This window comes from Curtobacterium sp. NPDC092190, assembly GCF_044755625.1.
Classification (GTDB): domain Bacteria; phylum Actinomycetota; class Actinomycetes; order Actinomycetales; family Microbacteriaceae; genus Curtobacterium.
Window position 1 is genome coordinate 43,202 of record NZ_JBIVRJ010000005.1, and the last position, 26,705, is coordinate 69,906.

General features: G+C 72.6%; 24 protein-coding genes. 12 read left to right on the plus strand and 12 right to left on the minus strand.

The window, feature by feature from the left end; genetic code table 11:
• Window positions 1–243: 243 nt before the first annotated feature.
• The 4 genes from ACIQFY_RS13120 to ACIQFY_RS13135 form a co-directional block, all read right to left on the minus strand.
• The gene (locus tag ACIQFY_RS13120) at window positions 244–417 is read right to left on the minus strand and encodes a hypothetical protein (RefSeq protein WP_158407720.1); all 174 of its coding nucleotides are present in this window, start codon (window positions 415–417) and stop codon (window positions 244–246) included.
• Between the two features lie 10 nt (window positions 418–427).
• Window positions 428–1,393 carry a TIM barrel protein gene (locus tag ACIQFY_RS13125; protein WP_326497034.1) on the minus strand — a complete coding sequence of 322 codons (966 nt, stop codon included), beginning with the start codon at window positions 1,391–1,393 and terminating at the stop codon, window positions 428–430.
• A gap of 178 nt (window positions 1,394–1,571) precedes the next feature.
• Window positions 1,572–2,255, minus strand: coding sequence for a fumarylacetoacetate hydrolase family protein (locus ACIQFY_RS13130; RefSeq protein ID WP_326497033.1), 684 nt, complete (start codon window positions 2,253–2,255; stop codon window positions 1,572–1,574).
• A gap of 328 nt (window positions 2,256–2,583) precedes the next feature.
• Window positions 2,584–5,055 (minus strand): phosphoketolase, encoded by a 2,472-nt coding sequence (locus ACIQFY_RS13135; protein ID WP_400340432.1) that lies wholly within the window; start codon window positions 5,053–5,055, stop codon window positions 2,584–2,586.
• Window positions 5,056–5,261: 206 nt separating this feature from the next.
• Between ACIQFY_RS13135 and ACIQFY_RS13140 the strand changes: the two genes are divergently transcribed.
• Complete coding sequence (locus ACIQFY_RS13140; protein WP_400340434.1) at window positions 5,262–5,948, plus strand: hypothetical protein; 687 nt, start codon at window positions 5,262–5,264, stop codon at window positions 5,946–5,948.
• Between the two features lie 206 nt (window positions 5,949–6,154).
• Here the strand turns inward: ACIQFY_RS13140 and ACIQFY_RS13145 are convergent, their stop codons facing one another.
• Entirely contained in the window at window positions 6,155–6,757 is a 603-nt protein-coding gene (locus ACIQFY_RS13145; RefSeq protein WP_209684288.1) for a DUF1992 domain-containing protein, read from the minus strand.
• 127 nt (window positions 6,758–6,884) lie between these two features.
• Between ACIQFY_RS13145 and ACIQFY_RS13150 the strand changes: the two genes are divergently transcribed.
• Entirely contained in the window at window positions 6,885–7,946 is a 1,062-nt protein-coding gene (locus ACIQFY_RS13150; protein ID WP_400340436.1) for a sodium:calcium antiporter, read from the plus strand.
• 64 nt (window positions 7,947–8,010) lie between these two features.
• On the opposite strand, the gene ACIQFY_RS13155 is transcribed toward ACIQFY_RS13150, so the two are convergent.
• Window positions 8,011–9,828 (minus strand): glycoside hydrolase family 15 protein, encoded by a 1,818-nt coding sequence (locus ACIQFY_RS13155; RefSeq protein WP_400340437.1) that lies wholly within the window; start codon window positions 9,826–9,828, stop codon window positions 8,011–8,013.
• 530 nt (window positions 9,829–10,358) lie between these two features.
• Between ACIQFY_RS13155 and ACIQFY_RS13160 the strand changes: the two genes are divergently transcribed.
• The 4 genes from ACIQFY_RS13160 (at window position 10,359) to ACIQFY_RS13175 (ending at window position 14,711) form a co-directional block, all read left to right on the plus strand.
• Window positions 10,359–11,525 carry an RtcB family protein gene (locus tag ACIQFY_RS13160; protein WP_400340439.1) on the plus strand — a complete coding sequence of 389 codons (1,167 nt, stop codon included), beginning with the start codon at window positions 10,359–10,361 and terminating at the stop codon, window positions 11,523–11,525.
• Window positions 11,526–11,639: 114 nt separating this feature from the next.
• On the plus strand, window positions 11,640–12,473 hold the full coding sequence (locus ACIQFY_RS13165; RefSeq protein ID WP_400340441.1) for a DUF1206 domain-containing protein: 834 nt from the start codon (window positions 11,640–11,642) through the stop codon (window positions 12,471–12,473).
• Window positions 12,474–12,696: 223 nt separating this feature from the next.
• The gene (locus tag ACIQFY_RS13170) at window positions 12,697–13,572 is read left to right on the plus strand and encodes an SMP-30/gluconolactonase/LRE family protein (RefSeq protein WP_400340443.1); all 876 of its coding nucleotides are present in this window, start codon (window positions 12,697–12,699) and stop codon (window positions 13,570–13,572) included.
• A gap of 41 nt (window positions 13,573–13,613) precedes the next feature.
• Window positions 13,614–14,711, plus strand: coding sequence for an alpha/beta fold hydrolase (locus ACIQFY_RS13175; RefSeq protein WP_400340445.1), 1,098 nt, complete (start codon window positions 13,614–13,616; stop codon window positions 14,709–14,711).
• Window positions 14,712–14,806: 95 nt separating this feature from the next.
• Here ACIQFY_RS13175 and ACIQFY_RS13180 read toward each other — a convergent pair whose 3' ends face one another.
• From ACIQFY_RS13180 to ACIQFY_RS13200, 5 genes are all read right to left on the minus strand, one after another.
• The gene (locus ACIQFY_RS13180) at window positions 14,807–16,000 is read right to left on the minus strand and encodes an NAD(P)/FAD-dependent oxidoreductase (RefSeq protein WP_400340446.1); all 1,194 of its coding nucleotides are present in this window, start codon (window positions 15,998–16,000) and stop codon (window positions 14,807–14,809) included.
• 7 nt (window positions 16,001–16,007) lie between these two features.
• Entirely contained in the window at window positions 16,008–16,808 is an 801-nt protein-coding gene (locus tag ACIQFY_RS13185) for an SDR family NAD(P)-dependent oxidoreductase (RefSeq protein WP_400340448.1), read from the minus strand.
• A gap of 10 nt (window positions 16,809–16,818) precedes the next feature.
• Entirely contained in the window at window positions 16,819–17,325 is a 507-nt protein-coding gene (locus tag ACIQFY_RS13190; protein WP_126891959.1) for a Dps family protein, read from the minus strand.
• Window positions 17,326–17,446: 121 nt separating this feature from the next.
• Entirely contained in the window at window positions 17,447–17,959 is a 513-nt protein-coding gene (locus ACIQFY_RS13195; protein ID WP_066651725.1) for a MarR family winged helix-turn-helix transcriptional regulator, read from the minus strand.
• Window positions 17,960–18,115: 156 nt separating this feature from the next.
• Window positions 18,116–18,673 carry an NADPH-dependent FMN reductase gene (locus ACIQFY_RS13200; RefSeq protein ID WP_209684271.1) on the minus strand — a complete coding sequence of 186 codons (558 nt, stop codon included), beginning with the start codon at window positions 18,671–18,673 and terminating at the stop codon, window positions 18,116–18,118.
• Window positions 18,674–18,796: 123 nt separating this feature from the next.
• On the opposite strand from ACIQFY_RS13200, the gene ACIQFY_RS13205 reads away from it, so the two are divergent.
• The 4 genes from ACIQFY_RS13205 (at window position 18,797) to ACIQFY_RS13220 (ending at window position 23,548) form a co-directional block, all read left to right on the plus strand.
• Window positions 18,797–20,440, plus strand: a complete 1,644-nt coding sequence (locus ACIQFY_RS13205; RefSeq protein ID WP_251154201.1) for a glycoside hydrolase family 13 protein — start codon at window positions 18,797–18,799, stop codon at window positions 20,438–20,440.
• Window positions 20,441–20,558: 118 nt separating this feature from the next.
• Window positions 20,559–22,505, plus strand: a complete 1,947-nt coding sequence (locus ACIQFY_RS13210) for a hypothetical protein (RefSeq protein ID WP_400340449.1) — start codon at window positions 20,559–20,561, stop codon at window positions 22,503–22,505.
• Between the two features lie 138 nt (window positions 22,506–22,643).
• Entirely contained in the window at window positions 22,644–23,285 is a 642-nt protein-coding gene (locus ACIQFY_RS13215; RefSeq protein WP_326497193.1) for a DUF308 domain-containing protein, read from the plus strand.
• Complete coding sequence (locus ACIQFY_RS13220) at window positions 23,282–23,548, plus strand: hypothetical protein (protein ID WP_251159952.1); 267 nt, start codon at window positions 23,282–23,284, stop codon at window positions 23,546–23,548. Before ACIQFY_RS13215 ends, ACIQFY_RS13220 begins: the two co-directional genes overlap by 4 nt.
• Window positions 23,549–23,785: 237 nt before the next feature.
• Here the strand turns inward: ACIQFY_RS13220 and ACIQFY_RS13225 are convergent, their stop codons facing one another.
• Complete coding sequence (locus ACIQFY_RS13225) at window positions 23,786–24,697, minus strand: LysR family transcriptional regulator (protein ID WP_400340452.1); 912 nt, start codon at window positions 24,695–24,697, stop codon at window positions 23,786–23,788.
• 48 nt (window positions 24,698–24,745) lie between these two features.
• Between ACIQFY_RS13225 and ACIQFY_RS13230 the strand changes: the two genes are divergently transcribed.
• On the plus strand, window positions 24,746–26,014 hold the full coding sequence (locus ACIQFY_RS13230) for an MFS transporter (protein ID WP_311205800.1): 1,269 nt from the start codon (window positions 24,746–24,748) through the stop codon (window positions 26,012–26,014).
• A 58-nt stretch (window positions 26,015–26,072) separates the two neighbouring features.
• The gene (locus tag ACIQFY_RS13235) at window positions 26,073–26,684 is read left to right on the plus strand and encodes a hypothetical protein (protein ID WP_326497190.1); all 612 of its coding nucleotides are present in this window, start codon (window positions 26,073–26,075) and stop codon (window positions 26,682–26,684) included.
• The last annotated feature ends 21 nt before the right edge of the window (window positions 26,685–26,705 follow it).

Genomic DNA, 26,705 nt, shown 5'->3' on the forward strand with positions numbered 1-26,705 from the left:
CCGCCGCCGGTGCACCGCGGTCGGCGATCAGGGGTGGCCGACCACGGCGCGTCCGCGGCCCGGGACCCCCAGGGCCCGGGCGTCCGGAACCCCCACGGTTCCGGGGTCCACTGGTGTGACGGGTCGACTCCGGGGTTCGTCACGCCGTTCGTCGGATCTCTTCCTGCAGAGCCGCTGAGGACACGAGGAGACCGTCCGGGAGCTCGGCTCCCGGACGGTCTCCGTGGTCCTCGGCGGGCCCGTTCAGGCCGCCGGCGCGGGACCGTCGGCGGGCTTCGCGGTGTCCGCGGCGGGCAGGTCCTCGTCGATCAGGTCCTCCTGCTCGGGCAGGTCGACCTCGGCGGCTGCCGCCTTGGCCTCGTCGATGGACTCCTGCGAGCGCCGGAGGAGGTCGTCGTCTGCTGCGTGATCCGTCATGCGCCCGACGCTACGCGGGTGCGCCTGTACCCGCGTCGGTCCGGGGTGCCGGTCGATCGAGCGGAGGTGCGGCGACGTCGAAGTCGACGGCGGAGGTCGGGGCAGGCGTGGTCGGCATCGCCGGGGCAGCGGGCTCGTCCGCGGCGTCCGCGGCGTCGAGCACGGCCCGGGTCGCGGCCACTGCGGTCCGGAGCGCGTCGGCCAGGGGCATCGCCCGGTGCGCGGCCGTCCGGACCTCGACACCCCAGGGCTCCTCGTGTCCGAGCCCCCGGAGCACGCGGACGAGCCCGGGCAGGTCCCATGCGCCCGATCCCGGCAGGTGCCGGGCACTGCGGGACTCCTCGGCGAGGGTGAGTCCGGACGGGGTGTGCAGCAGGCCGTCGCTGAGCTCCACCGCGGCGAGCACCTCCGGCGCGACGCCCTGGGCGATCGAGGCGAGTGTGGAGCCGCCGCGGAGCGTGTGCATGGCGTCGAGGAGCAGCCCGGCGTTCGGGTGGCCGGCCGCGGCGACGAAGCGCGATGCCCGCTCGACGGTGGGCAGGTTCGACCAGGGCTCCGGTTCGAGGACCAGGCGGGCACCGACCTTCTCGGCCTGCGCGGCGAGGTCGACGAAGTCCGCGGTCATCGCCGCTGGCGTGACCGGGTGGGCACCGGTGTCGGCACGGACGACGACCTGCCAGGCGCCGAGGGTCGCTGCCGCTTCGAGCACGACCCCACGGTCGGCCTCGTCGTCCGTCGAGCGTCCGCCGTGGCTCCACCAGCGGTCGAGTGGGCCGAGCTGCACCCAGACGATCCCGACTCGGTCGAGGACACGTCGCAGTGCCGCGAACCCGGTCGTCGCCCGCACCTCGTGGAGGTCGTCGAGTGACAGTGACAGGCCGGAGAACCCGGCATCCCCGACGGCTCGGACCCGGTCGGCGATCGGCTCGTCGCCCGCCCAGGTCCAGGACGTCGCGAGCAGGTCGTGTTCCTGCACGGCGCACCTCCTCGGTCGGGACACGCACCCGCCCCCGGCGCGCTCGGCGTCGAGCACGCTCGCGGTGTCCCGTGGTCTGGCGCCGATGGTCCCCCGGCGTCACCGACCGGTGTACGCCCCGGGGCTGCGGACGTTCCCAGCGGTGCGTGGTCGCGCACCGTCCGGCCGCGCCCGGAGGTCAGACGATGCGGGTCGTCACCGTTCCGACCTCGGCGACGAAGCCGGTGACGACCTGGCCGCGTTGCAGCGGCCCGACGCCGTCCGGGGTCCCGGTGAACAGCAGGTCACCCGGGGCGAGGGCCACCCACCGCGAGAGCTCGGCGATCGTCTCGGCGACCGACCAGACCTGGTCGGCCAGGTCACCCGACTGTCGCAGTGCGTCGTCCACGCGGAGGCCGATCGCGCCGGTGGTCGGGTCGACCCCGGCGGCCGGGACGAGCGTCCCGACCGGGGCCGAGGCGTCGAAGCCCTTCGCCAGGTCCCACGGCCGACCGAGCCGCTTGGCCTCGGCCTGCACGTCGCGACGTGTCAGGTCGATCCCCACGCCGTAGCCCCACACCAGGTCGAGGGCGTCCGCCACGGCGACGTCCGACCCGCCACGACCGAGCGCGACGACGAGTTCGACCTCGTGCTCGAGGCGGTCGGTACCCGGCGGGTAGGGGGTGTCGGCGCCGTCGGTGACCAGGGCACTGGCCGGCTTCGTGAAGAAGAACGGCGGCTCGCGGTCAGGGTCGTGGCCCATCTCGCGGGCGTGGGCTGCGTAGTTGCGGCCGACGCAGTACACCCGACGGACGGGGAACCGACCGCCGGACGTCGTCGGCAGCGTGGGCTGGTCCGGAGCGGGGATGACGAGGTCCTGCACGTGCCCAGCCTGGCACGTCAACCCGCGGTGTCGGCGGTCTCGTGCTCTGACGCTCGGTGGCGGGCCCGTTCCTGGCGCTCCCGCCACTCCTGGCGGAGGTCCTCGATCAGCTCGGCCTCGTTCTGCTCGGACCAGCGCGACCACCGCGCTCACCCATCCGACGTCCGTGCCCCGAGCCTCACGGCACAGGACCGGCCACGCGACGGGCGTGACCGGTCCTGTGGACGGTTCGCAGCGCCTCCAGGCTGTGCAGGAAGAGCGCGCAGCAAGAGCGCGCAGCGAGCGCGTGCAGGAAGAGCGGCCGGGAGGAGCCGACGGAGGCGGGACGTCAGTTGCCGGGGGCAGCGCCCTCCGTCTCGCCGGCGCCCGGGTCGCCCCCGGTCCCGCCGTCGGTCGGCTCGTCCTGCGGCCACCCTCGGAACTCCCAGCCCGACAGCGACGGGTGGTCCTCGCCCTTCGAGTAGGCGAAGGTCCGCGCGGCGTCCCGCGCCTCGGTGAGCTTCGCGAGCAGGTCAGCGTGCGCGTCGGCGTCGACCCGCGACAGTGCGTCGTGCGCCAGCGAGAAGCGGTCCATCTCGTTCAGCATGAGCATGTCGAACGGCGACGTGGTGGTGCCCTGCTCGAGGAAGCCGTGCACGTGCAGGTCGTCGTGGCCGTTCCGGCGGTACGTCAGCTGGTGCACGAGCGACGGGTAGCCGTGGAAGGCGAACACCGTCGGCGTGCCGGGCAGGAAGACCGCGTCGTAGCGCTCGTCGCTGACCGGGTGCTCGTGCTTCCGCGGGTCGCCGAGGGACAGCAGGTCCACGACGTTCACGAAGCGGACTCCGACCTCGGGCGCGTGCTTCCGGATGATGTCCGCGGCGGCGACGGCCTCGACCGTCGGCACGTCACCGGCGCTCGCGAGGAGCACGTCGGCGCGTCCGACCGTCTGCTCGGTGCCGGCCCAGTCCCAGACGCCGAGTCCGGCTGCCGCGTGCGCGACGGCGTCCTCGAGGGACAGGAAGACCGGCTCGGGGTGCTTCCCGGCGACGATCACCTCGATGCGGTCCGTGGTCTCGAACGCGTGCGCTGCCACGGCGAGCAGGGTGTTCGCGTCCGCCGGGAGCTTGATGCGCACGAGGTCCTGCTGCTTCGAGGCGACGACGTCGAGGAAGCCCGGGTCCTGGTGGGAGAAGCCGTTGTGGTCCTGGCGCCACACGTGCGACGACAGCAGGATCGACAGGTTCGACACGGGCGCGCGCCAGTCGATGTCGGTCGACGACTCGAGCCACTTCGCGTACTGGCCGACCATCGAGTCGATGATGTGCGCGAACGCCTCGTAGGTGTTGAGCAGTCCGTGGCGACCGGTGAGCACGTAGCCCTCGAGCATCCCCTCGAGCAGGTGCTCCGACAGGACCTCGATGACCCGGCCACGGGCACCGAGGTGCTCGTCACCGGCCGCGCGACGGGCACGCCACACCCGGGAGGTCACGTCGAACACGGCATCGAGCTTGTTCGACACCGTCTCGTCGGGACCGAACAGGCGGAAGGACGACCCGTTCCGCGAGGTCAGCTCCGCGAGCCACGGCCCGAGGGTCGCGGTCGAGCTGGCGTCCTCGCCGACGGGGACCGCGTACGGCTCGAGCGGGGGACGGTCGAGCGCGGTGCGGATGCGCCCCCCGTTGGCGTGCGGGGTGGCGCTCATGCGGAGGTCGCCCTGCGGCCGGATGGTCGTGAGGATCCCGGTCGGCTGACCGTCGGCGTCGAACAGCTCGTCCGGGCGGTAGCTCCGCATCCACTCCTCGAGCTGCTCGCGGTGTCCGGCGTCCTCGCGCACGGCCGGCAGCGGGACCTGGTGGGCGCGGAAGGTGCCCTCGACGCGCTCGCCGTCGACCTCCTGCGGGCCGGTCCAGCCCTTCGGGGTACGGAGCACGATCATCGGCCAGCGTGGACGCAGGTCGGCTGCGCCTGCCGGCTGTCCGGCTGCGGCCCGTTCGGCCTGGGCCCGAGCGGCGGCCTGGATGTCGTCGATGCTCGCGAGCGCGCGGCGGAGGGCACCGTCGAACAGCGCGTGCACCGCGAACGGGTCGTGGTCCACGCGTGCGGAGTCGACGACGATCGGCTCGTACCCGAGGCCACGGAAGTACGCGGTGAGGTCCTCGTCGGGGATGCGCGCGAGGACGGTCGGGTTCGCGATCTTCCAGCCGTTGAGGTTGAGGATCGGCAGCACGGCTCCGTCGGACACCGGGTCGAGGAAGGTGTGCGCCTGCCAGGAGCCGGACAGGGGACCGGTCTCGGCCTCACCGTCACCGACGACGCACGCCACGACGAGGTCCGGGTTGTCGAGCGCCGCGCCGTACGCGTGCGCGAGCGAGTAGCCGAGCTCGCCGCCCTCGTGGATGGATCCGGGCGTCTCCGGGGCGGCGTGGGACGGGATGCCGCCCGGGAACGAGAACTGCTTGAAGAACTTCCGGAGCCCCTCGGGGTCCGGCGTGATGTCCGGGTACAGCTCGCCCCAGGTCCCCTCGAGCCAGGCGTTCGCATTCATCGCGGGGCCACCGTGCCCGGGCCCGCACACGTAGAGGAGGTCGCGGTCGGTCTCGGCGATGAGCGCGTTGCAGTGCGCGTAGACGAGGTTCAGTGCGGGGGAGGTCCCCCAGTGCCCGAGCAGGCGCGGCTTGACGTCGTCCGGGTCGATGGGACGGGTGAGCAGCGGGTTGTCGAGGAGGTAGATCTGCCCGACGGTGAGGTAGTTCGCGGCGCGCCACCAGGCGTCGATCGCCCGGATCCGGTCGGTGCTCGGGATGTGTACGGGGGCCATGTCTCCACGCTACGGAGCAGGGGGCCGGAGTTCCCCAGGAACTTCGTCCAATCCGATCGGGCGAGGGCCCCGAATCCCTTGCATCAGCCGGGAAACACCCGGAGCGCTCACCAGCCGCAAGTAGCTGGTTCTCCACCCCTCTTCGGGGTGTGTTCGGCGCGCACACAGGGAATCGCGCCGAGCGCGACAACGGAAGGAACCCACTCATGCGCAAGTCCATGAAGACCTCGATCACCCTCGCCACCACCGGCGCCCTCGTCCTCGGTGGTGCCGCCTTCGGCATCAGCACGGCGAACGCTGCGACCCCGAACGTGCAGACGATCTCGTCCTCGTCCGAGGCCTCGAAGATCCCGGCCCCGGTCGCATCGGTCCCCGAGGTCAAGGGTGGCAACACCGCCGTCGCACTCGACAAGGGCTTCACCGACGCCCTCACCTCCCTCGGCCTGACCCCGGGCGTCTCGGGCGACGCGAAGCTCGAGGACGGCGCCGTGTCGTTCCCGATCACCGCCGGCTCGGTCACCTACTGGAGCCCGGACGGCGACTACCGCCCCTACGTGCAGGGCCTGCTGAACCACAACGGTTCGGGCCTGACCCTCAAGGCCGGCGACACCACGGTCACGCTCGAGAACTTCGTCGTGAACCCGGGCTCGTCGAAGCTCTACGGTGACGTCCTCGTCAACGGCGAGGTCGCCGCGTCGAACGCCTACCTGTTCTCGCTGCACGGTGGCACGCTCAAGCCGCTGCAGCTCGAGGGTGACAACGCCATCCTGACCGGCACCACCGTCCACGTCTCGGACGACGCCGCGAAGCTGCTCAACAGCACCTTCAAGACCGACGCTGTCAAGGGCGGGCTGCTCGTCGGCACCGCGACCATCACCGCGCAGATCAAGTAACACCCCGCGGCACACCACCGCACCCGCACCACCACGAGAAGGCGCCGCTCCCCACCACGGGGAGCGGCGCCTTCCGCACGTCCGGGCCCGAAGCGCAGGCGGGTGCGGTCGTGTGGGTCGGCCTGGAGGCACGGCCCAGCGCCGCGACACCGGCCGCGGTCCGGCACGGCGGACGAGGACACGGTGCGCGCCTCGTGCAGCCCAGGTCACGCCCGACGCCACCACCGACGCGGCCGTGCCGCCTGCTCCGCAGCCGCACGGTCGGCGGCCGCCCGCTCGTCCGCGGCGCGACGGGCGTCCCGCCGCTCGCGCCACCGCTCCACCTCGACGTCGACGTCGCGCATCGGCGTGACGACCGGCGGTCCGCCGAGCAGCTGCCGTCGGGCCTCCTTCACGCGGGCGTTGAAGTCGACGAGGACCGCGCGGACGTCGTCCTCGGTCGTGAGCGCGTCGAGGTGGTCGTCGAGCTCGGCGTCCTCGGTCCGCAGCGCCAGCGCCGGCGGGGCGATGCCGCGGATGTCCTCACGCTCGATCTTCGCCTTGATCCACCAGTCGGGGTCGTGCCGTCCGTCGTTCCCCGGCAGCGGCTTGCCGTGGTACGGGTTCCCCTCGAAGACCCCGCGGCGCTCGGCCTCCTCGATGCGGGCACGAGCGTGCCGTTCGACGTCCTGCAGCCGGAGCAGGCGTCGTTCCTCGCGGACCTCGTCCGGATCGAGGGAGCCGCGTTCGATCTCGCTGTCCACGAGCTGCTGGTACCGGTACCGGGCGGCTCGCCGCAGCCGGTCCATCCGTGCATCGACGTCGTTCATCGCCCGTCCATCATGCGCCGCACCGCCGACGGTGTGCTCAGCGGCCGTCCACGTCCGGTTGGTCGCCGTCGAGCCGTTCGGCGCACACCTCGGAGCGGTCGCGGCCGTCGGGGGCCACGGTGAGGGCATGGGATCCCTGCCGCTCTGGATGCTCGTCGTGATCTTCGTGGCCGGTGCCGCGGTGATCTGGGTCGCAGGCATCCAGCTCTCGAAGACCACCGACGTCCTCGACGACCGACTGCACCTCGGGAGCGCGCTCGGCGGGCTCATCGTCCTGGCCGTCGCGACGAACCTGCCCGAGATCGCGATCACGGTCAGCGCGGGCCTGTCAGGCAACATCGAGGTCGCTGCCGGCAACATCCTCGGTGGCATCGCCCTGCAGACCGTCGTGATCGCGATCCTCGACGCCTTCGGCCGACGGGGCAAGGGGGTGCGGCCGCTCACCTACCGTGCTGCGTCGCTGACCCTCGTGCTCGAGGCGATCGTCGTCGTCGCGGTGCTCGCCGTCGTCGTCGCCGGCAGTCAGCTCCCGCCCGACCTCGTGGTCGCACGACTCACACCTGACGTGGTGCTCATCGCAGCCATCTGGGTCGTCGGGCTCCTGCTCGTGCAGCGCGCCGGCAAGGGGTTGCCGTGGCACCAGGACGGCCGGGCGCCCGACGCGTCACCGCACGCGTCGGGACACCGGACACGGAAGCAGGACCTACCTCGGATGAGCACACGGAAGGCGGCGGTCGTCTTCACGGTGTCGGCCCTCGCGACACTGGTCGCCGGTGTCGTCCTCGAACGTGCGGGTGATGCGGCGTCGGAGCAGATCGGGTTGTCCGGGGTGCTCTTCGGCGCCACGGTGCTGGCCCTCGCCACGAGCCTGCCGGAGATCTCCACCGGCATCCAGGCCGTCCGGCAGGGCGACGACAACCTCGCGATGTCGGACATCTTCGGTGGCAACGCGTTCCTGCCGGTGCTGTTCCTGGTCGCCACGGTGCTGTCCGGCAAGGCGGTGCTGCCGCAGGCGAACGCGAGTGACGTGTACCTGACGGCCCTCGCCGCGCTGCTGACGCTGGTCTACGCGGTCGGCCTGGTGTTCCGGCCGGGGCGGCGGATCATCGGCATGGGCGTCGACTCGTTCGTCGTGGTCGTGCTCTACCTGGTCGGGGTCGCCGGCCTCGTGGCGATCACCCTCGGCTGAGCAGCGCACGACCGTCGCGGTCGGGCGGGCACCACCGACCCGCCCGACCGGGTCCGCGCCCGGTTCACGACTCGGCGGCGACCTCCTCGATCGTCAGCGCCGCCTGGATGAGCGCGAGGTGGGACAGCCCCTGCGGGATGTTGCCCATGAACGCCCCGTCCTCGGCGCTGAGCATCTCGCTGAACAGGCCGACGTCGTTCGCCTGCGCCACCATGTCGTCCATCAGGGAACGGGCATCGTCCACCCGACCGGTGCACGCCATGGCGGCCGCGAGCCAGAACGAGCACGCGACGAACGGCGACTCCTCCTGGTCCATGCCGGAGTACCGGTAGACCAGGGGGCCGTGCTGCAGCTGTTCCTCGATCGCACGGATGGTCGACGCCATGCGCGGGCCGCGGTCGAACGACGACATCGCGTGCAGCAGGATCGAGGTGTCGATCGCGTCGGACCCCGGGTACATCACGTAGTACCCGCGCTCCTCGTCCCACCCGTGTTCGGCGACCCACTGCTCGATGAGCTCGCGGTTCTCGATCCACTTCTCGCGCGGTCCGTCGATCATGCCGGCGTCGTGGAGCTCCACCGCGGCGTCGAGCGCCTGCCAGCACCCCACCTTGCTCGACACGTAGTGCTGCGCCTCCTGGAGCTCCCACATACCGGAGTCCTGCTCGGGCCACCGGTGGCAGGCGTCGTCCGCGAGCCGCTCGAGCACGCTCGCGGTCTGGCGGTCGAGCACGTTGCCCGCCTTGACGTACTGACGGAGGATCTCGAACACGTCACCCCAGACACCGAGCTGCAGCTGGTCGCCCGCACGGTTGCCGATCGTCACCGGACCGATGCCGTTCCACCCGGGGACGTCGCGCTCCTCGACGCCGTCGGTCTTCTCGCCGTTCAGGTCGTAGAAGATCGGCATGGTCTCGTCGTGCTCGGCGATGGTCCGCATCACCCAGGACACCGCCGCGTGCGTCTCCTCGCGGAGCCCGAAGCGGGTGAGGGCGTGCACGGTGTACGACAGGTCGCGGACCCAGGCGAACCGGTAGTCCCAGTTCTTGCCGCCCGTGCGGTCCTCGGGCAGGCTCGTCGTCGGCGCCGCCGCGATCGCACCCGTGGGCGAGTAGATGAGCAGCTTCAGCGCGAGCGCACTGCGCTGCACGGCATCTGCCCACGGGCCGTCGTACGAGAAGGTCTCCGACCAGGTCGACCAGTTCTCGATCGTCCGGTCGACCGCGTCGAGCGTGCGCTCCGGCTCGGGCATGAAGATCGGCTCGTCCTCGGTGCCGACGATCGTCAGGATCGACTTCGACCCCTCGTTCGTGGTGAAGCGTCCGGAGAACCGAGGCCCGTCGTCGTGCACGGGCTCGAAGCCGTGCTGCACGATGCCGATGGTCACGCCGTCGATGCCGATCACCGTGCCGTTGGCCGTGTCGATGCGTCGCGGCTCCGCCGTGTTCAGCAGGGTGCCGGGGACGACCGCCCACTCCATCTCGACGGTGCCGGAGACCCCCTGCACGCAGCGGCCGATCTCGGCCCACGGCAGCCGACCGGCGACGCCGGTGACCATCGCGTCCGTGACCGTGCAGGACCCGCTGTCGGTCGTCCACGTCGTGACGAGCACGTTCGTGCCCGGCAGGTACTCGCGCTCGACGCTGGCGTCGCCGGTGGGACGGAGTGCGATGTGTCCCCCGTGCTCGGCGTCGAGGATGCTCGCGAAGACCGGTGGGGAGTCCATCGAGGGGATCGGCAGCCAGTCGATCCGGCCGTCGCGTGCGACGAGCGCGACCGTGCGGCCGTCACCGATGGCTCCGTAGGAGCGGAGCGGCACGTAGCCGTCGGTGCGCTCCTCGTTGTCGTTCGCGTCGGGGGTGTCGCGGGTCCGTTCGGTCATACCACCAGCCTGCCCGGCCCAGCGGGGCGACCATCAGCCGGGCGTACCCCGCTGTGGACGGTCGTGGTGTGCCTCCCGACCGTGCAGCAACGGCCGAGAGAACCGCGACACGCCCGGGTGAGTTGTGCGGCCCGGGCGTGTCGCACTACTGTCGGTCCTCCTGCCCGTCGGGCAGGACCGCCCGCCCCGGGCACCCACGGAGGGACCGCGATGCACGCCCAGCAGCACAGCAGCCGCCTCGAGCGCCAGCTCGATGCGCTCGTCGTGCTGCCCGCGGTGCAGTACGCGAACCCGTCCCTCCGCGAACCCGCGTAGGCACGCGCCGTCCCCCGACGTCCCGTGCCCACCCGGCCCGGGGCGTCCCTCCCGTCGTTCCTCCACAGGTGCACTGCACCGAGCCGGAGGCGCAGGATCCGTCCGCCCCGGACCGTCACCACGACGGCCGCCCGGCCGTCACCACGACGGCCGCCCGGCCGTCACCACGACGGCCACCCGGCCGTCGATGACCGTCACGACGAAGGACGAACACCGTGGAGAAGATCAACGACCGATTGCTCAGCTGGGCCTCGATGCTCGAGGAGAACACCGAGCAGCAGGCCCGCACGACGGCCCGGATGCCGTTCGTGTTCCCGCACCTCGCGCTGATGCCCGACGCGCACCTCGGTCTCGGCGCCACCGTCGGCTCCGTGATCCCGACCCTCGGCGCCGTCATGCCGGCGGCCGTCGGCGTCGACATCGGCTGCGGCATGATCGCGGTGCGCACGCAGTTCGCTGCCGCGGACCTGCCCGCCGACCTGCAGCCCCTCCGCGAGCAGATCGAGCGCGCGGTCCCGCTGTCCGCCGGAGCGTCGAACCGGAAGGTCGTCGCCACCGCCGAGCCGCGGATCGCCGAGCTCGAGGCGATGGCTGAGGCCGCCGGGTTCGACCCGGCCGGAGCACACGGCGGCTGGCGGAACCAGCTCGGCACGCTCGGCTCGGGCAACCACTTCATCGAGGTCTCGCTCGACGAGCAGGACCGGGTCTGGCTCTTCCTGCACTCCGGGTCGCGCGGCGTCGGCAACAAGATCGCCCAGCGGCACATCACCGTCGCCAAGCGGATGATGCAGCGCTGGTGGATCGAGCTGCCGGACCCCGACCTGGCCTACCTCGTCGAGGGCACCCCGGAGTTCGACCGCTACATCGCCGAGCTCCGGTGGGCGCAGCACTTCGCGCTCCTCAACCGCGAGGAGATGATGGACCGGGTCGTCCGGCAGCTGTCCGAGGTGCTCGGTCAGCCGGTGGACGAGCAGGAGCGGATCAACTGCCACCACAACTTCACCCAGCGTGAGACGCACTGGGGCAAGAGCGTGTGGGTGTCCCGGAAGGGTGCCATCCAGGCGAAGGCGGGGCAGCCCGGTCTCATCCCGGGATCGATGGGGACCGCTTCCTACGTCGTCGAGGGGCTCGGTGACAAGCCGTCGCTCGAGTCCTCGCCGCACGGCGCCGGTCGGCTGTTCTCGCGGTCCGCTGCCCGGCGGACCTTCACCCACGAGCAGCTGCGCGAGGCGATGGCGGGGATCGAGTACCGCGACACGGACGCGTTCCTCGACGAGATCCCCGCGGCCTACAAGCCCATCGACCAGGTCATGGCGGATGCCGTCGACCTGGTGACGGTCCGGCACACGCTGCGGCAGGTCGTCAACGTCAAGGGCGACTGACACCGGACGGGAGGCGCGTGGCCGTCCGCCACGCGCCTCCCGTCCGGCGTTCGTCCCGACACGCGGTGCGCTCCGCTGCGGACAGCGGTCCGTGCGTCGGGCACGCTCGAAGGGATGAGCGACCAGGCGGAACGAGCAGCACGCGAGACCGGACGACAGGCGAAGCGTGTCGCCGACAGCAGGTGGTTCGAGCTGACGGCGCGGGCCGGGTACGTCGGCAGCGGTGTGGTCCACCTGCTGATCGGGTACCTCGTCGTGCTCCTCGGGTTCGGGAACGCGTCCGGGGGCAGCGAGACGGACCAGTCCGGAGCGCTGCAGCAGCTCGCCGAGGTTCCCGGAGGCGTGGCCCTGCTCTGGATCGTCGCCGTCGGCACCGCGGCGCTGGCCCTGCGGCTCCTGCTCGAGGCGGTCGTCGGCGGCCGGTCCGACAGCGCCCGCGGGTGGGCGGCACGGGCGAAGGACCTCGGCAAGGCGGTCGTCTACGGCGTCGTCTCGTACTCGGCCGGGTCGTTCGCGCTCGGGGCCGGCACGAGCTCCAGTGGGTCGACCCGGAGCGCGGCGGCACAGACCCTCGCGACGCCCGGCGGGGTGTTCCTGCTGATCGCCGTCGGTGCCGTGGCGATCGCGATCGGTGCGGCCCTGGTCGTGCAGGGGTGCCGTCGCTCCTTCTGGGAGCAGCTCGTCCGGCCGCGGCAGCCCCTCGACCGTGCCGTGACCGTGCTCGGGACCGTCGGGTACGTCGGCAAGGGGATCGCCGTCGCGGTCGTCGGGGTGCTGATCGTCGTCGCCGGCGTCCGGAGCGACCCGGACCAGGCGACGGGGCTCGACGGGGCGTTCGACGCGCTGCGCGACCTGCCCGCCGGATCGGTGGTGCTCGTCGCGGTCGGCATCGGGTTCCTGGCGTACGGCGTCTACAGCTTCTTCCGCGCCCGGTTCGCGCGCCTCTGACCCCGAGCCCGCGTCGGTCGGTGCGGTTCGCGCGAGACGCCGGCGTCGGTGCCGGACGCACCCGAGTCGTCGAGACGCCGCCGGATCCGACGGCGTCTCGCCGGGATGAAGGCGTCTCCGTCCGACGCCGGTGTCTCGGGCGGTCTCCGGTCCGCGCGGTCCGACCGAGTCCGCCGCATCTCGCTGGTAGGTCGTGCACGCCGGCCCCGGTAGACGGGAGGACATGCACACCGACGCCGTGACCGGGCCCGTGACCGTCTTCTGCGACGAGCAGGCGGTCCTCGCCGAGAGCATCGTCTGGGACCCGACCGCCGAACGGCTCCGCTGGACCGACATCACCCTGGGCCTGCTCACCACCGCCCGCGCGGACGGCACGGTCGAGTCGAGCGTCGCACTGCCGCCGCCCCTGGCGAGCTTCCAGCCACGCGCCGCCGGCGGGTTCGTCGTGGCGTTGGGCGACACGGTCGTGCTCACCGACGAGCGCGGCGTCGTCGAGCGCGAGCTGGTGCGGGTGCGGCACGCGACCACCGAGATGCGGTTCAACGAGGGCAAGTGCGACCCCTTCGGTCGGTTCCTCGTCGGCAGCATGGACCTCTCCGACCAGGACCCGGCCGGAGCGCTGTACTCGGTCGAGCCCGACGGCACGACGCGCGTGCTCCGCGGGGGCTTCGGCGTGACCAACGGCATCGAGTGGTCGGCGGACGGCAGCGTGATGTACGTCACGGACACGAGCACCTCGACGATCTACCGCGGCTCGTACGGCCCCGACGGCGTGCTCGGCGAACTCGAGCCCTTCGTCAGCGGCGCCGCACACGACGGGCTGGTCCGCGACGACGAGGGCTGCTTCTGGACGGCGGTCTACGGCGCCGGACGGGTGGAGCGCTGGGACGCCGAGGGCCGACACCTCGAGACCGTCGAGGTGCCCGCGCCGAACGTGACCTCCGTGGCCTTCGGCGGGCCGGACACGTCGACGCTCTTCGTCGCCACGGCGCGCGAGAACAGCACCGAGGAACAGCTCGAGCAGTACCCGCACTCCGGGGCGGTGTTCGCGGTCCCCACCCGGGTGCACGGCGCGCCCGCTTCCGCGTTCGGCGGCTGAACGGCGGGTACCGTGGGAGGTCGCCGATCCCAGGAGGCCCCGTGACCGAACAGGACGACCAGGACGACCGGACGCCGCCGCCCGCACCCGACCCTGCCGGTGCGCTCGCGCGTGCCGAGGACGCCGACGTGCAGGTCGAGGTCGACCGGATCGCCGTCGACGGCACCTACGTCCGGGTGAGCTCGATCGGGCAGCCGGGCGACCGTGCGTTCGTCCTCGTCGCCGGTCTGGGCATCGCCGCCACCTACTACGAGCGGCTCGCGCCGCACCTCAACGAGAACGGCCCGGTGCACGCCCTCGACCTGCCGGGCTTCGCCGGGGTGCCGCGCTTCCGTGGTGCCGTGTCGATCGAGCGCTACGCCGACGCGGTCGAGCAGGTCATCCGCGAGCTGCGGCTCGAGGACCCGGTGCTCGTCGGGCACTCGATGGGCACCCAGGTCGTCACCGAGGTCGCCGCGCGCAACCCGCACATCCGCGACCTCGTGCTCATCAGTCCGGTCGTCGACAGCCGCGCCCGGAGCATCCCGATCTCGGCGCTCCGCTTCCTGCGGTCGGCGCTGCACGAGCCCGCGGCCGTCCGCTGGCACGGGGTCACCGCCTACGCGCTCTGCGGCTGGCACTGGTTCCGGAAGGTGCTGCCGGAGATGATCGCGTTCCCGATCGAGGACCGCGCCGCCGAGGTGCGGGCGCGCACCCTGATCGTCCGCGGTGAGCACGACGCGATGGTGCCCCGTGACTGGGTGCGGTCCCTCGCCCGGGTGTTCCCGCACGCGGTCCTGCGCGAGGTGGTCGGCGGCGCCCACTCCGTCATGCACGCGCAGGCGGACGCGGTGGCCCGCCTCGCGGTGGCCCTCGTCGACGGGCGGATCACCGACCGTGGCGTCGGCTCTCTGCAGCGGGTGCGCGACGACACGACGTCGTCCGACCTGGCCCGGCTGGGTCCGAAGGACGCCTGGCTGGTCGTGAAGTCACGCTTCATCGAGCTCTTCGGCATGGCGAAGGGCGACGACGAGCAGCTGGAGCGGGCGAAGTCCGCGCACGCGGTCGCGATGGCCGACGGCGACGACATCCCCGTGGACCCGGACGACCGCCGCGAGGTGGTCGACGACGTCGCACCCGAGGTGCGCGACCGGTCCTGACCCGGGCACCGCGCACACGGCGACGGCCTGGAGGCGCGACCCGACCCCATCAGGTCGAGCCGCGCCTCCAGGCCGTCAGCGTCAGGATCCGCGGGTCACGGCGTGATGCGGCCCGGCAGCATGTCCCTGGTGAGCCCGTTGGCGTCGGCGAGCACCCCGCGGGCCTCGTCCGTCTTGTCGGAGACGTTCCAGAGCAGGACCCCGCGGACCGTGTCGTCGTCGTCCAGGTAGTAGACGACGCCGGTGGTGAGCGGCTCCTGCCACTCCTCAACGGTCTGCAGCTCGGTGGACACCTGGCCGACGGCCTCGTACCCCGTGTCGAAGACGTTCGAGTAGAACATCGGCGTGTGGTCGTACGTCTCGTCCGCGTCCGCGAGGTTCCGGCCTGCCTGCCGGCCCTGCTGCTTCGCGTTGTCGACGTGCTCGACCCGGCGCGTGCCGAGGATGCGGTCCGGGTACTCGGCGACGTCGCCGGCGGCGAACACCGACTCGTCGTCCGTCACCAGCGTCGACGACACCACGATGCCGTCGCGCACGGTCAGACCCGCGTCGGCGGCGAGCTGCGTCTGCGGCTCGATGCCGAGTCCGGCCACGACCGCGTCGGCCTCGAGGACCGACCCGTCGTCGAGGGTGAGGGTGACGCCGCCCTCCGACTCCGTGCCCTGGTCGACCCGTCGTCCGGTGCGGAGCTCGACGCCGTGGTCGACGAAGCGCTGCTGGAAGGCCCGGGCGAGGTCGTTCGGGAACATGTGCCCGCCGAGGACCTCGTCGGGCGTCACCAGGGTCACCCGGGCGCCGTTCTGCACGATGCCCGCGGCGATCTCGGTGCCGATGTAGCTGCCGCCGACGACGACGACGTGCGCACCGGTATCGGTGCGCTCCCGCAGCCGGCGGTAGTCGTCGGCGCTGCGGAAGTCGAGGACCCGCGACGAGGGCGACAGGCCGGGCAGGCTGCGCGGCTTCCCACCGGTCGCGAGCAGCAGGCGCTCGTAGCCGAGGGTCTGGCCGTCGTCCGTCGTGACGGTCCCCGCCGCACGGTCGATCGCCGTCACGACGGTCCCGAGCACGAACGTCGCCCCGGTCTCCTCGGTGTGCAGGTCGACCTTCTCGTCCCAGCTGAAGTCCGGGTCGGTCCAGAGCTTCTTCGACAGGGCCGGACGGGCGTACGGACGGTCGGTCTCCTCGCTGACGATGCCGATCGAGCCGTCGGCGTCGATCTCGCGGATCCCGCGGGCGGCAGCGTCGGCGACCATCCCGCCTCCGACGATCAGGTAGCGGAAGTCGCTCATGGTCCTCCTAGATGGTGGCGACCGAGCCGGAGTCGACCCGGTAGTTCGACCCGTTGACGAAGCTCGCCAGGTCGGAGCAGAGGAAGGCGACGACGTTCGCGACCTCCTCGGGCTCCCCGCGGCGGCCGAGCTCCATGTACGGACGCTGCTCGTCGAGGAAGCTCGAGATCGCCTCGTCGAACGAGGTCCCGAGCTGCTTCGCGCGCTTGTCCATCATGGCGTCGGTCATCGGGGTGTGGATGAAGGCCGGGCTCACGGTGTTCACGAGCAGGCCCTCAGACGCGTACGACCGCGACAGGCCCTTCGCGAACGAGAGCACGCCGGCCTTGGCGGCGCAGTACGGCAGTTCGTCGTCGTAGGGCTGCGAGGCGTCCTCGGAGACGAGGTAGACGATGCGTCCCCATCCGCCCTTCCGGAGGTCGCCGATGAACTCGCGCGTGATGCGGACCGGGCCCATCAGGTCGACGTCGATGGTGTCGAGCCAGCCCTGCTCGTCGATCTCGTGGAACATGCCCTGCGCACCGGTGATGCCCGAGGACTGCACGAGGATGTCGATATCGCCGACGGCGTCGCGCACCTTGCCGTGCAGCGCGGCGAGGCTGTCGGCCTCCGTCACGTCCGCGGCGAAGGCGAAGAGCTTGCCGTGCGGCGCCTCGAGCTGGTCGGCACTCGTGTCGAGCCGGCCCTGGTCGAGGTCGGTGACGACCACGGTCGCACCCTCCGCCAGGAGGATACGAGCCGTGTTCCAGCCGATGCCGGAGTCGCCACCGAAGACGAGCGCGACCTTGCCGGTGATCCCGAGGTCCACGTCGCGACCCCTACTCGTGCTCGGAGGCCTCGGCGACGGCCGGGGTCGTGGCGGCGGCGAGCGGCGTCCGCGGCTCGCGGTTCTCGGCCGAGACCATCCAGGCGAGCTGCTCGAGGCGCTCGATGAAGCCGTGGAGCAGGTCCGCGGTCGTCGGGTCCTCGTCGTCGACCTCGTCGTGCACGTCGCGCATGGTGCCGGTGGCCTGGTAGAGCCGGAGCGTGATGGCGTCGATGGCGTCGTGCGTGTCGATCTCCCCGTCCGGGAAGGCGTCGAGGTGCGTCCCCGCGGCGACCGTAGCCGAGCGGCCGTCCGGGATCGCGTAGAGGGCGCGCATGCGCTCCGCGGTGTCGTCGGCGAACTCACGCGCGGCGTCGACGATCTCGTCGAGCTGCAGGTGCAGGTCGCGGAAGTTGTGTCCGAGGATGTTCCAGTGGGCCTGCTTGCCCTGCAGGTGCAGGTCGACGAGGTCCACCAGGACGGCCTGGAGGTTGGCGGCGAGCTTGTCCGATGCGTGCATGATCGGCTCCTTTCGCGGTCGGTGTCCCTTCTGGTCTACGCGGTCGCGTGCTCGGCGTTCCCAGTGCGCGTGCACCCTGGCGTCCCCCGTGGGGTGGCCGGACGCGCGGACCGCACCGAGGTCAGTGCTCGAGCGCGGGGTCCACCTGGTCGACGGCGTCGCGCATCCGCTCGAGGAACGTCGCGACGACACGGGCGTCGGAGGCGGACAGCCCCTCGGCGATCGACATCATCCGCCGGTGCATGGTCCCGAGGGTGGCGCGGACCTCGTCGTCGGTCTCGGTCGTGGGGGTGATCACCAGTGCGCGACGGTCGGTGGGGTGCGGCTCGCGGCGGACGTGGTCCGACTTCACCAGGCGGTCGATCAGGATCGTCGTCGAGGCCGACGAGATCTTCAGGTAGGCGGCCAGGTCCTTCGGCTTGACCATCCGGCCCGCACGCTGTGCCTGCAGCAGGTAGCGGACGGCGAGCAGGTCGGTCTCGCCCATGCCCATCGAGTCGCGGGTCCGTCGCCGCATCGCGGTCTCGGCGGCGCGGTAGCGACGCAGGGCGTTCAGCACGGCGACGCCGCGCTGTGTGGCGTCGTCGTCGGGGAACCAGTACCCCGACGCCTCCGTGATCTCCTGCGTCGACATGCCGTTCAGGGTAACCCGTCTGGTATCTCGCCTGCCTAGCGGATCCGCGTGCTGTGGACGAGTCCTCGGCGCTGCCCCGGACGGAGGGGAGGCGCGGTGCCAGCCGGCACCGCGCCTCCAGACCGTCTCCCGGTCGCCCGACGGCGACCGGGCGGATCAGGCGGCGACGCGCTCGTCCGCCGCACCGGCCAGGGCGCGGAGCGCGCCCTGCACGAGCTCGACGACCTCGGCGTCCTCGCGCGGGTGGGTCTCCGCGAACCGGACCACCGACTGCGGGATGGCGACCTTGACGTCCTCCAGGACCTTCGCACCCGCGATCCCCGCCGACTTGCGGGCGTCGTCGTGTGCCCACACACCGCCGTACTGGCCGAACGCCGAGCCGATCACCGCGAGCGGCTTGCCGGACAGCGGCGACGAGCCGAAGGGCCGCGAGCCCCAGTCGAGCGCGTTCTTCAGCACGGCCGGCATCGTGCCGTTGTACTCGGGGGTGACGAGCAGGACCGCGTCCGCTGCGGCGACGGCGTCGCGGAAGGCGACGGCGGCGGCCGGCGGGGTGTCGCCGTCGATGTCCTCGTTGTAGAAGGGCAGGTCGACGATGCCGTCGAACGTCGTGAGGGTGATCCCCTCGGGGGCGTGCTGCTCGGCAGCCTCGGCGAGCTTCCGGTTGATGGAGCCGGCGCGCAGGCTGCCGACGAGGGCGAGGACGTTCGTCATGGTGGATCCCTTCTGTCCGTGACCGCTCGGTCACGGAATGGTGTCAGGGACAACCAATGTGCTCGCTGGGTGCGCCATTCCCGATCGGACCACCACTCGGGTCCCGCTGGGTACGGTGGCCGGGTGAGCAGCCACCGGACGCCCGCCAGCAGCCCGCGCACCACCGACCCGGACTGGTGGCGTCAGGCCGTCGTCTACCAGGTGTACCCGCGGAGCTTCGCCGACACCGACGCGGACGGCCTGGGGGACATCGCGGGCATCACGAGCCGTGTGCCGTACCTGGCGTCGCTCGGCGTCGACGCGGTGTGGTTGTCGCCCTTCACCCCCTCGCCGCTCGCCGACGGCGGGTACGACGTGGCGGACTACCGCGACGTCGACCCGCGCCTCGGCACGCTCGACGACCTCGACGCGTTCGTCCGCGCCGCACACGAGCACGACGTTCGCGTCATCGTCGACGTCGTGCCGAACCACACCTCCGACCAGCACGAGTGGTTCCGCCAGGCGCTCGCCGCAGAGCCGGGGTCACCCGAGCGGGCGCGCTACGTGTTCCGTGACGGAGCGGGGGAGTCGGGCGAGCTCCCGCCGAGCGACTGGGTGTCGAACTTCGGCGGCAGCGCGTGGACGCGGGTGCCGGACGGCCAGTGGTACCTGCACCTGTTCGCGCCCGAACAGCCCGACCTCGACTGGTCGAACCCCGAGGTGCGCGCCGACTTCGAGCACACCCTGCGGTTCTGGTCCGACCGCGGCGTGGACGGCTTCCGGGTCGACGTCGCGCACGGGCTCGCGAAGGACCTGTCGACGCCGTACCGTCCCTCGAACGAGAAGGCGCTGCCGCTGGACGGCTCCGACCCGCTGTACGACCGCGACGAGGTGCACGAGATCTTCGCGACGTGGCGCTCCGTGCTCGACGAGTACGACCCGCCCCGTGCCGCGATCGCCGAGGCCTGGGCGCCGGCACCGCGTCGCGTGCTCTACGCCCGGCCGACCGAGCTCGGGCAGGCGTTCAACTTCGACCTGCTCGAGGCGCCGTACGACGCACGGGCCTTCCACGAGATCATCGAGCGGAACCTCGCCATGTCGGCCGAGTCCGGCGCTTCCTCGACCTGGGTCCTGTCGAACCACGACGTCGTGCGGCACGCCACCCGCTACGGCCTGCCCGACGGCACCGACACGGATGCCTGGCTGCTCACCGACGGCACCGAGCCCGAGCTCGACCGTGCGCGCGGTGGACGTCGGGCGCGTGCGGCGACGCTGCTGATCCTGGCGTTGCCCGGGTCCACCTACCTGTACCAGGGCGAGGAGCTCGGCCTGCACGAGGCGCCCGCGATCCCCCACGAGCGCCTGCAGGACCCGAAGTGGATCCGCAGCGGGCACACGGTGAAGGGGCGGGACGGCTGCCGGGTCCCGATCCCCTGGACCCGGACGGGGCCGTCGTTCGGCTTCGGCGACGTCGCTCCGCACCTGCCGCAGCCGGAGGACTTCGGCGACTCGTCGGTCGAGGCCGAGGACGGCGACCCAGCTTCGACGCTGTCGCTCTACCGGCAGGCGACGGCGGCCCGACGACGGCTGCAGCAGGGCGAGGAACTGACGTGGCTCGACGCCGGTGACGACGTCGTGGCGTTCGCCCGGCACGAGGGCTGGCGGTCCGTGACGAACCTCGGGACGTCTCCGGTGCCGATGCCGTCGGGCACGGTGGTGCTGGCGTCCGGGCCGCTCGACGCGGGCGAGGGGATGCTCCCGGGCGAGACCACGGTGTGGCTCGGGTGAGTTCGATCTGGCCGGGGTGGCGGAGCACATCCCTGCACAGCGGCTGGTCTCGGGACTGTTCTCCCCAGAAGGGCTCGACGGCCGCTGACGAGGTGGTCCCGCTCGCGACGATCGGGGCATGACAGACACCTCGATCCCGACAACCACCCACCGCGTCGCACACCCCCGACGGTGTCGACGCCCGCGGGGTGCGATCACGGCCGGACTCGTGGCCCTTGCCGTCCTGGCGGCGCCGGCGCTCCTGCCCTCCAGCTCCTCGGCGGACGACCTCGCGTTCCCCTACCGCAACGGCTTCGACTCCGCCGCGGGCGGCACCCTGAGCGGCGACGCGCAGGTCGTCGACGGGCGGCTGCGGCTCACGGACCAGACGAAGGACCAGGCCGGAGCATGGTCGACGGACGACACGTTCCGCTCGGACCTCGGACTCGACATCGAGTTCTCGTACGCCATGTACAACACGGTGGGCGACCAGGGTGCCGACGGGCTGCTGCTCTTCCTGGCGGACGGCAGCGCACCACAGGGCGTCGGAGCGTACGGCGCAGCGCTCGGGTACGCCTGCCGGTCGAGCGAGACCCAGGGCGGCGGGCGGCCCTGCGACCTGCCCGGCGTGCCGGGTGGCTTCGCGGCGGTGGCGGTCGACCACTACGGCAACTTCTCGCAGGAGATCAACCTGTCCGGGCTCGGGCGCCGACCGGACTCGGTCGTGGTCCGGGGATCGGGTGACGGCACCACCGGCTACCGGTACGTCGACGGGGTCCAGGCTCCCGGCGGCACCCTGACCGACGGGCCGACGAAGCGGAAGGTCCGCGTCAGTCTCGTGCCGGGGGCGTCGGGGGAACTCTTCATGACCGTGCGCCTCGAGGACGGGGGGCCGCTCCGCACCGTCCTCGACCGCGTGCCGCTGCACGGCGACGCCCAGGCTCCGCTCCCGGACACGCTCCGGCTCGGCTTCTCCGCCGCGACCGGCAGCTTCGCCGACGTCCACGAGGTCGACGACCTCCGGGTCTCCCAGCCCGTCGACCTCGGCGTCACCCAGGAGCTCCCCGCGTCCGGTCGGCCCGGGCAGCCGTTCTCGTACACCGTGACCGCGTCCGACGCCGGCCCGAACCGGTCCGACCCCAGCGCGTTGCACGTCGACGTCCCCGACGGTCTGCGGGACGTGACGTGGACCTGCACCGCGACCGACGGATCCTCCTGCGGAACGGCCAGCGGGACCGGCGACGTGGACGCCGGGCTCGACCTGATCCCGGGCGGCGCCGCGACGGTCACCGTGTCCGGGACCGTCGCGGACGACGCCTCGGGGGCGCTCGAGAGCACCGCCACCATCGCGCCTCCGGCGTCGCTGTCCGACGTCGACGAGTCCGACAACCGGTCCGTCGAGACGAGTCCGGTCGAGGCGGCGCCGGCGCTCGAGGCGCAGCTCGAGACCGACAAGTCGGTGTCCCCGTCCGTCGACGTGGCACCGGGGGACGAGGTCGAGTACCTGGTGACGGCGAAGAACCGCGGTCCGGACCCCGCGCACGACGTGGGCGTGGTCGACGACCTGCCGGCGGCGATGCGCTTCACGGGGTCCGAGGACGACTGTTCGGCCGAGGGACAGCACGTGACGTGCCGGTCCGAGGGGGACCTGGCGGTGGGTGGGACGCGCTCCTTCCGCATCAGGGCGGTGCTCGACCCCGGCTACACCGGCGACGGGTCCGACGTCGGCAACGTGGCGACCGCGACGTCGCCCACCGATCCGGACGGGGGCGACCCGTCCCCGGAGGTCACGATCGGCGTCACGGTGCCCGGCGACGGCGACGGCGACGGCGACGGCGACGGCGACGATGGCGGCACGGGTGCGCCGACGCCGGCCGTCTCCGCGAGCGCCTCGCCGTCCCCGGGGGTGCCGACGGCTGCCCGCGGCGGACGGACGGGCGGCGGAGGGGCCGGCGCCGGGGCCCTCGCGTACACCGGCGCCGAGGGGCTCGGGCTCCTCGCCGCCCTGGCTGCTGCCGCAGTCGGGCTCGGCGCCGGGGGCTGGTGGGTCGCACGACGTGGGCGCGCGGCCGACGACCCCGACTGACGGGGAGCGCGTCACCGCCGGTCGGGGCGCTCGGACCCCGGCCGGCGGTGGTGGCTCCCGTCGGTACGGGCTCCGGTCCGACGCCCGGGGCGCCGGCGGTAGACTCGGACCACGATCCGCATGCCCGAAAGAGGTCCCGTGTCCGACTCCGTGGACGACGCCGGCCAGCGCGCGCGGTACTGGCCGATCCCCGTCCTCCGGGCCGTCCCAGCCGCGGTCGTGGCCCTCGTCATCACCTTCTCGTCCAACCACGCCGCCGGCTACGGCCTGCTGCTCTTCGGCGGGTTCGTGATCGTCGACGCCCTCGTGCTCGGGTGGGCCGCCCTGCGCCGCATGCCCTCCGACGAGCGCTCGCGTCCGACCACGTTCGTGCAGGCGGTCGTCTCCCTCGTCGCCGGTGTCGCCGCCCTGGTGACCAACGGCGTCGGGCTCGGCGCGTTCATCACGGTGGTCGTCGGGTGGGCCGTGCTGACGGGAGCCCTCGAACTCGCACAGGGACTCCGAGCGCGCGGCCGGTCGCCGTTCGCCCGTGACTGGACCACGATCGGTGGGCTCACCCTGCTGCTCGCCGTCGCGTTCCTGCTGACACCGCCGGACTACTCCCAGCAGCTCGGGGGCGTGGAGCAGGTCACCGGCACCCTGGACGCCGCCGTCGTCCTGGTCGGACTGCTCGGCGCCTACCTCGCCATCGCGGCGGTCTTCCACGTGATCGCCGGACTCTCGCACAAGTGGGGCACCACGGCGCCTGCCGCAGCCCCGGACGGAGCACCACACGCATGAGCACCCCCAGCCGTCGCGACCGTCTGCGCCCCGCCGAGCTCCTCGTGATCTCGGCGGTCGTCGCGGTGTTCACCGGAGCGGTCGTGCTCTTCTCGACGCGTGAGTTCGAACTCGCCCTGGTGTTCCTCGGTGTCGCGTTCATCGTCGTCGTGGTGGTCCTCGCGATGCTCCAGCTCGCGGCGTCGAGCGACCAGGACGACAACGACATGCTCGGCGGCCACAGGTCTCCGGGCGAGCGGTCCGAGGGCGACGACTTCCACTGACCCCGCTTCGGCGACCGTCGTCCCTGGCGACACGTCCGGGCGGAGCGGTCCGCGCGCCGATCACGCCGACACCGACGCCGGTCGCGACACCCGCCTGCGTCGTGACCACCCCACGGCCAGCTGAACGCCGTCGGGGAGATCTGGGGGGGGGGGGGCTGACGGCCGGGAGGCGCGGTGCGGGACCGTCCCGCGCCTCCCGTCCGCCGGTGGGACACGTCCCGCACGGCCCTCCGGACCTCACCCCACCCGTGCGGCCACGACGTCGCGAGCGAGCGTGCGCGTGGCGCGGTTCGGTTCGGTGTCCGACCGCATCGCGAGCCCGATGCGGAGCGGCTCGACCTCGTCCTCGAGCTCGAGCACGGCGCCGTCGTACCGGACGCCCGGGTCCGGGACGACACCGACGCCGAGCCCGGCCGAGGCGAACCGGATCACCGCAGGCATGTCGTTCATCTCCGCCACGACCCGGCGTCGGAGGCCGAGGCGCTCGAACGCGGCGTCGAGGATCAGGCGGTTGCCGAAGCCGTGCGCGGTGTCGACGAAGGGCTCCCCGGCGAGTTCGGCCAGGGACGCCGACGGGCGGGCAGCGAGCGGGTGGTCCGCGGCGGTGTAGACGCGGAAGGGCAGCTCGCGCAGCGGTTCGACGACGACCCCGGGCGGGACGGACGGCAGGCCCGTGTACGCCAGGTCGAGCCGCCCGGCGACCAGGTCCTGCACCAGGCCGGTGGTGCCCGAGGGAGAGGTCATCAGCTCGACGGCCACGAGCGGGTGCCGCCGCCGGAACCGCCGCAGCACCCCCGTCAGGTCGACGACGTCCATGCTCGTGAAGATGCCCAGCCGTACCCGGCCGCGGAGGTCGACGTCGTCGACGGTCGCCAGGTCCCGCATCCGCTCCAGGGAACCGAGCACGGCGCGGGCGTGCGGGAGGAGGTCCTCGCCCGCTGCGGTCAGCACGAGTCGCCGACCGGTGCGGTCGAACAACCGCACCCCGAGCGAGCGTTCGAGGGAGGCGATCCCGGCGGAGACGGTCGACTGGGCGGCCCACAGGCGTTCCGCGGCGCGTGTCACGGTCCCCTCGGCGGCGACCGCCACGAACTGTTCGAGCAGGCGGGTCTCCATCATCCGAGTATCGACCAGATCGATGACACCCATCAAGACCACCCGTTGGACTCGATGACGCCGCCGGGGCACCATCGGACCATGACCTCGACCACCGACGCGGCTCCGGCCCCGACGACCGGCTCCCGTCCCGTCCCCGCTCCGCGTGGGCGGCGCACGCACTCCCGTCGCCGGCACGGTTTCGGCTTCTGGGCCGTGGCCTTCGCGTTCCTGGCGGTGATGGCGTTCGCGACCGTCCCGGCACCCCTCTACGTGATCTACCAGGCGCGCGACGGCTTCCCGACGTTCACGACCACGGTCGTCTTCGCCGCCTACGGTGTCGGGGTCGTCGCCTCGCTCTTCCTGGCGGGACACCTCAGCGACGTGCACGGACGACGCCCGTTGATCCTGGTGTCGATCGCCCTCGAACTCGTCGCGGCCGTGCTGTTCCTGCTGTGGTCCGACGTCGCCGGCCTCGTCGTTGCGCGGTTCGTCACCGGCCTCGGCGTCGGGCTCCTCACCGCGACGGCGACCGCGCACCTCGGTGAACTGCGGGTCCGGGCGACCGGCTCGTCCGCGTCCGCGCAGGGTGCGAGCGTCGCGGCCGGCGCCGTGAACCTCGGCGGTCTGTCGCTCGGCGCCCTCGTCGGGGGCGCGCTCGCGGAGTTCGTCGGGCAGCCGCTCGTCGTGCCGTACGTCGTCTTCGTCGTCGCCCTGGCGGTCGCGTTCGTCGTCGTCCTCGCCGCGCCGGAGACCGTCGACCGTCCGGAGCAGCCGGTGCCGTACCGACCGCAGCGGATGGCCGCCCCTGAGGGGCAGGCCGGCGTGTTCTGGGCCGCCGGTGCCGCGGCCTTCGCCGCCCTGGCCGTGCAGGGACTCTTCACCTCGGTCGCTCCGACCTTCCTCGGCACCACGTTCCACGTCACCGACCGGCTCGCCGCGGGCGCCACGACGTTCGGGGTCTTCGCCGCGAGTGCGGTGTCGCAGATCGTCTTCGCCAGGCTGTCCCAGCGTCGGCAGATCCGGCTCGGTCTGGTGCTGCTCGTCGGTGGTCTCGTCGTGCTCGCGGTCGCCGCCGTGCTCCTGCAGGTCGCGGGCTTCATCGGCGGCGGTGTCGTGGCGGGTGCCGGCGTCGGGCTGCTCTTCCGGGCCGCGATCGCCCGCGCGGGGTCGCTCGTCGGGCCGGAGCAGCGCGGCGGGGTGCTCGCGGCGACGTTCCTCGTCGCGTACGCGGGACTGACCGTGCCCGTCGTGGCGGTCGGCGCCGCGCTCCTCGTCGTGCCGACGCTCCCGGTGCTGCTCGCGTACGTGGCCTTCGTCGTCGCACTCGCACTGGTCGCCGGCCTGCGCCTGGCCGCCCGCGCGGCGTAGTCCGCCGCGACCAGCCGACCACGCGGACAGCCGTTCGTCTCCCGGCATACTGGAGCGCATGCCCCAGCAGCGCCGACGTCCGGCCGTCACCGTCGTCGCCGCGGTCATCGCGGCCGGCCTGGTCGCCGGCGGCTTCGCCCTGACGGCGCAGCGCAGCGGCGAGGACCCGGTGATCGGCGGCGGAGCGTCCACCGTCACGCCCAGCGCGACCGCCGCCGACGGAGCGACGCGCGACGGCACCGTCACCATCGAGCGGACGGGCCCTGACCTGCCCGGCGGCGACGTGCTCGACCGCTGCGACGCCGACCGCCGGGCCGTGGTCGCCCGGTACGAGACCGCCGCGCTCGGACGGGTCGAGCTGCAGTGCGGCACGTCCGGCCAGGGCTACGAGCACATCCGCGTCCGGCACACCGCCGACTGGCAGGACGTCGTCCGGGGCCACGGCTCACGGGACTGGGACGACGCGATGCTCACCGCCGTCCGGTCCGTGCTCGAGGCACCGCCCGCCGGCTACCCGCAGGACGCCGGGGACGGCAAGGTCTGCTACGCCGCGCCCGTCCGCTTCGACGACGGCTCGCGTCCCTCGGCGGAGCCGAACGTGCGGGTGATCGTGTCGGAGACGACCGACCGGGTGATCACGGCGTTCCCCACCGACGACGGCGGCTGCTGACCGCACCGCACCGGGCCGGTG

Excerpts from the sequence above, each read along its gene's own strand:
- ACIQFY_RS13120 (WP_158407720.1), bottom strand. The coding sequence starts at position 417 with ATGACGGATCACGCAGCAGACGACGACCTCCTCCGGCGCTCGCAGGAG.
- ACIQFY_RS13135 (WP_400340432.1), bottom strand. The coding sequence starts at position 5,055 with ATGGCCCCCGTACACATCCCGAGCACCGACCGGATCCGGGCGATCGAC.
- ACIQFY_RS13140 (WP_400340434.1), top strand. The coding sequence starts at position 5,262 with ATGCGCAAGTCCATGAAGACCTCGATCACCCTCGCCACCACCGGCGCC.
- ACIQFY_RS13145 (WP_209684288.1), bottom strand. The coding sequence starts at position 6,757 with ATGAACGACGTCGATGCACGGATGGACCGGCTGCGGCGAGCCGCCCGG.
- ACIQFY_RS13150 (WP_400340436.1), top strand. The coding sequence starts at position 6,885 with ATGGGATCCCTGCCGCTCTGGATGCTCGTCGTGATCTTCGTGGCCGGT.
- ACIQFY_RS13155 (WP_400340437.1), bottom strand. The coding sequence starts at position 9,828 with ATGACCGAACGGACCCGCGACACCCCCGACGCGAACGACAACGAGGAG.
- ACIQFY_RS13165 (WP_400340441.1), top strand. The coding sequence starts at position 11,640 with ATGAGCGACCAGGCGGAACGAGCAGCACGCGAGACCGGACGACAGGCG.
- ACIQFY_RS13170 (WP_400340443.1), top strand. The coding sequence starts at position 12,697 with ATGCACACCGACGCCGTGACCGGGCCCGTGACCGTCTTCTGCGACGAG.
- ACIQFY_RS13180 (WP_400340446.1), bottom strand. The coding sequence starts at position 16,000 with ATGAGCGACTTCCGCTACCTGATCGTCGGAGGCGGGATGGTCGCCGAC.
- ACIQFY_RS13190 (WP_126891959.1), bottom strand. The coding sequence starts at position 17,325 with ATGCACGCATCGGACAAGCTCGCCGCCAACCTCCAGGCCGTCCTGGTG.
- ACIQFY_RS13195 (WP_066651725.1), bottom strand. The coding sequence starts at position 17,959 with ATGTCGACGCAGGAGATCACGGAGGCGTCGGGGTACTGGTTCCCCGAC.
- ACIQFY_RS13200 (WP_209684271.1), bottom strand. The coding sequence starts at position 18,673 with ATGACGAACGTCCTCGCCCTCGTCGGCAGCCTGCGCGCCGGCTCCATC.
- ACIQFY_RS13210 (WP_400340449.1), top strand. The coding sequence starts at position 20,559 with ATGACAGACACCTCGATCCCGACAACCACCCACCGCGTCGCACACCCC.
- ACIQFY_RS13220 (WP_251159952.1), top strand. The coding sequence starts at position 23,282 with ATGAGCACCCCCAGCCGTCGCGACCGTCTGCGCCCCGCCGAGCTCCTC.
- ACIQFY_RS13225 (WP_400340452.1), bottom strand. The coding sequence starts at position 24,697 with ATGGGTGTCATCGATCTGGTCGATACTCGGATGATGGAGACCCGCCTG.
- ACIQFY_RS13230 (WP_311205800.1), top strand. The coding sequence starts at position 24,746 with ATGACCTCGACCACCGACGCGGCTCCGGCCCCGACGACCGGCTCCCGT.
- ACIQFY_RS13235 (WP_326497190.1), top strand. The coding sequence starts at position 26,073 with ATGCCCCAGCAGCGCCGACGTCCGGCCGTCACCGTCGTCGCCGCGGTC.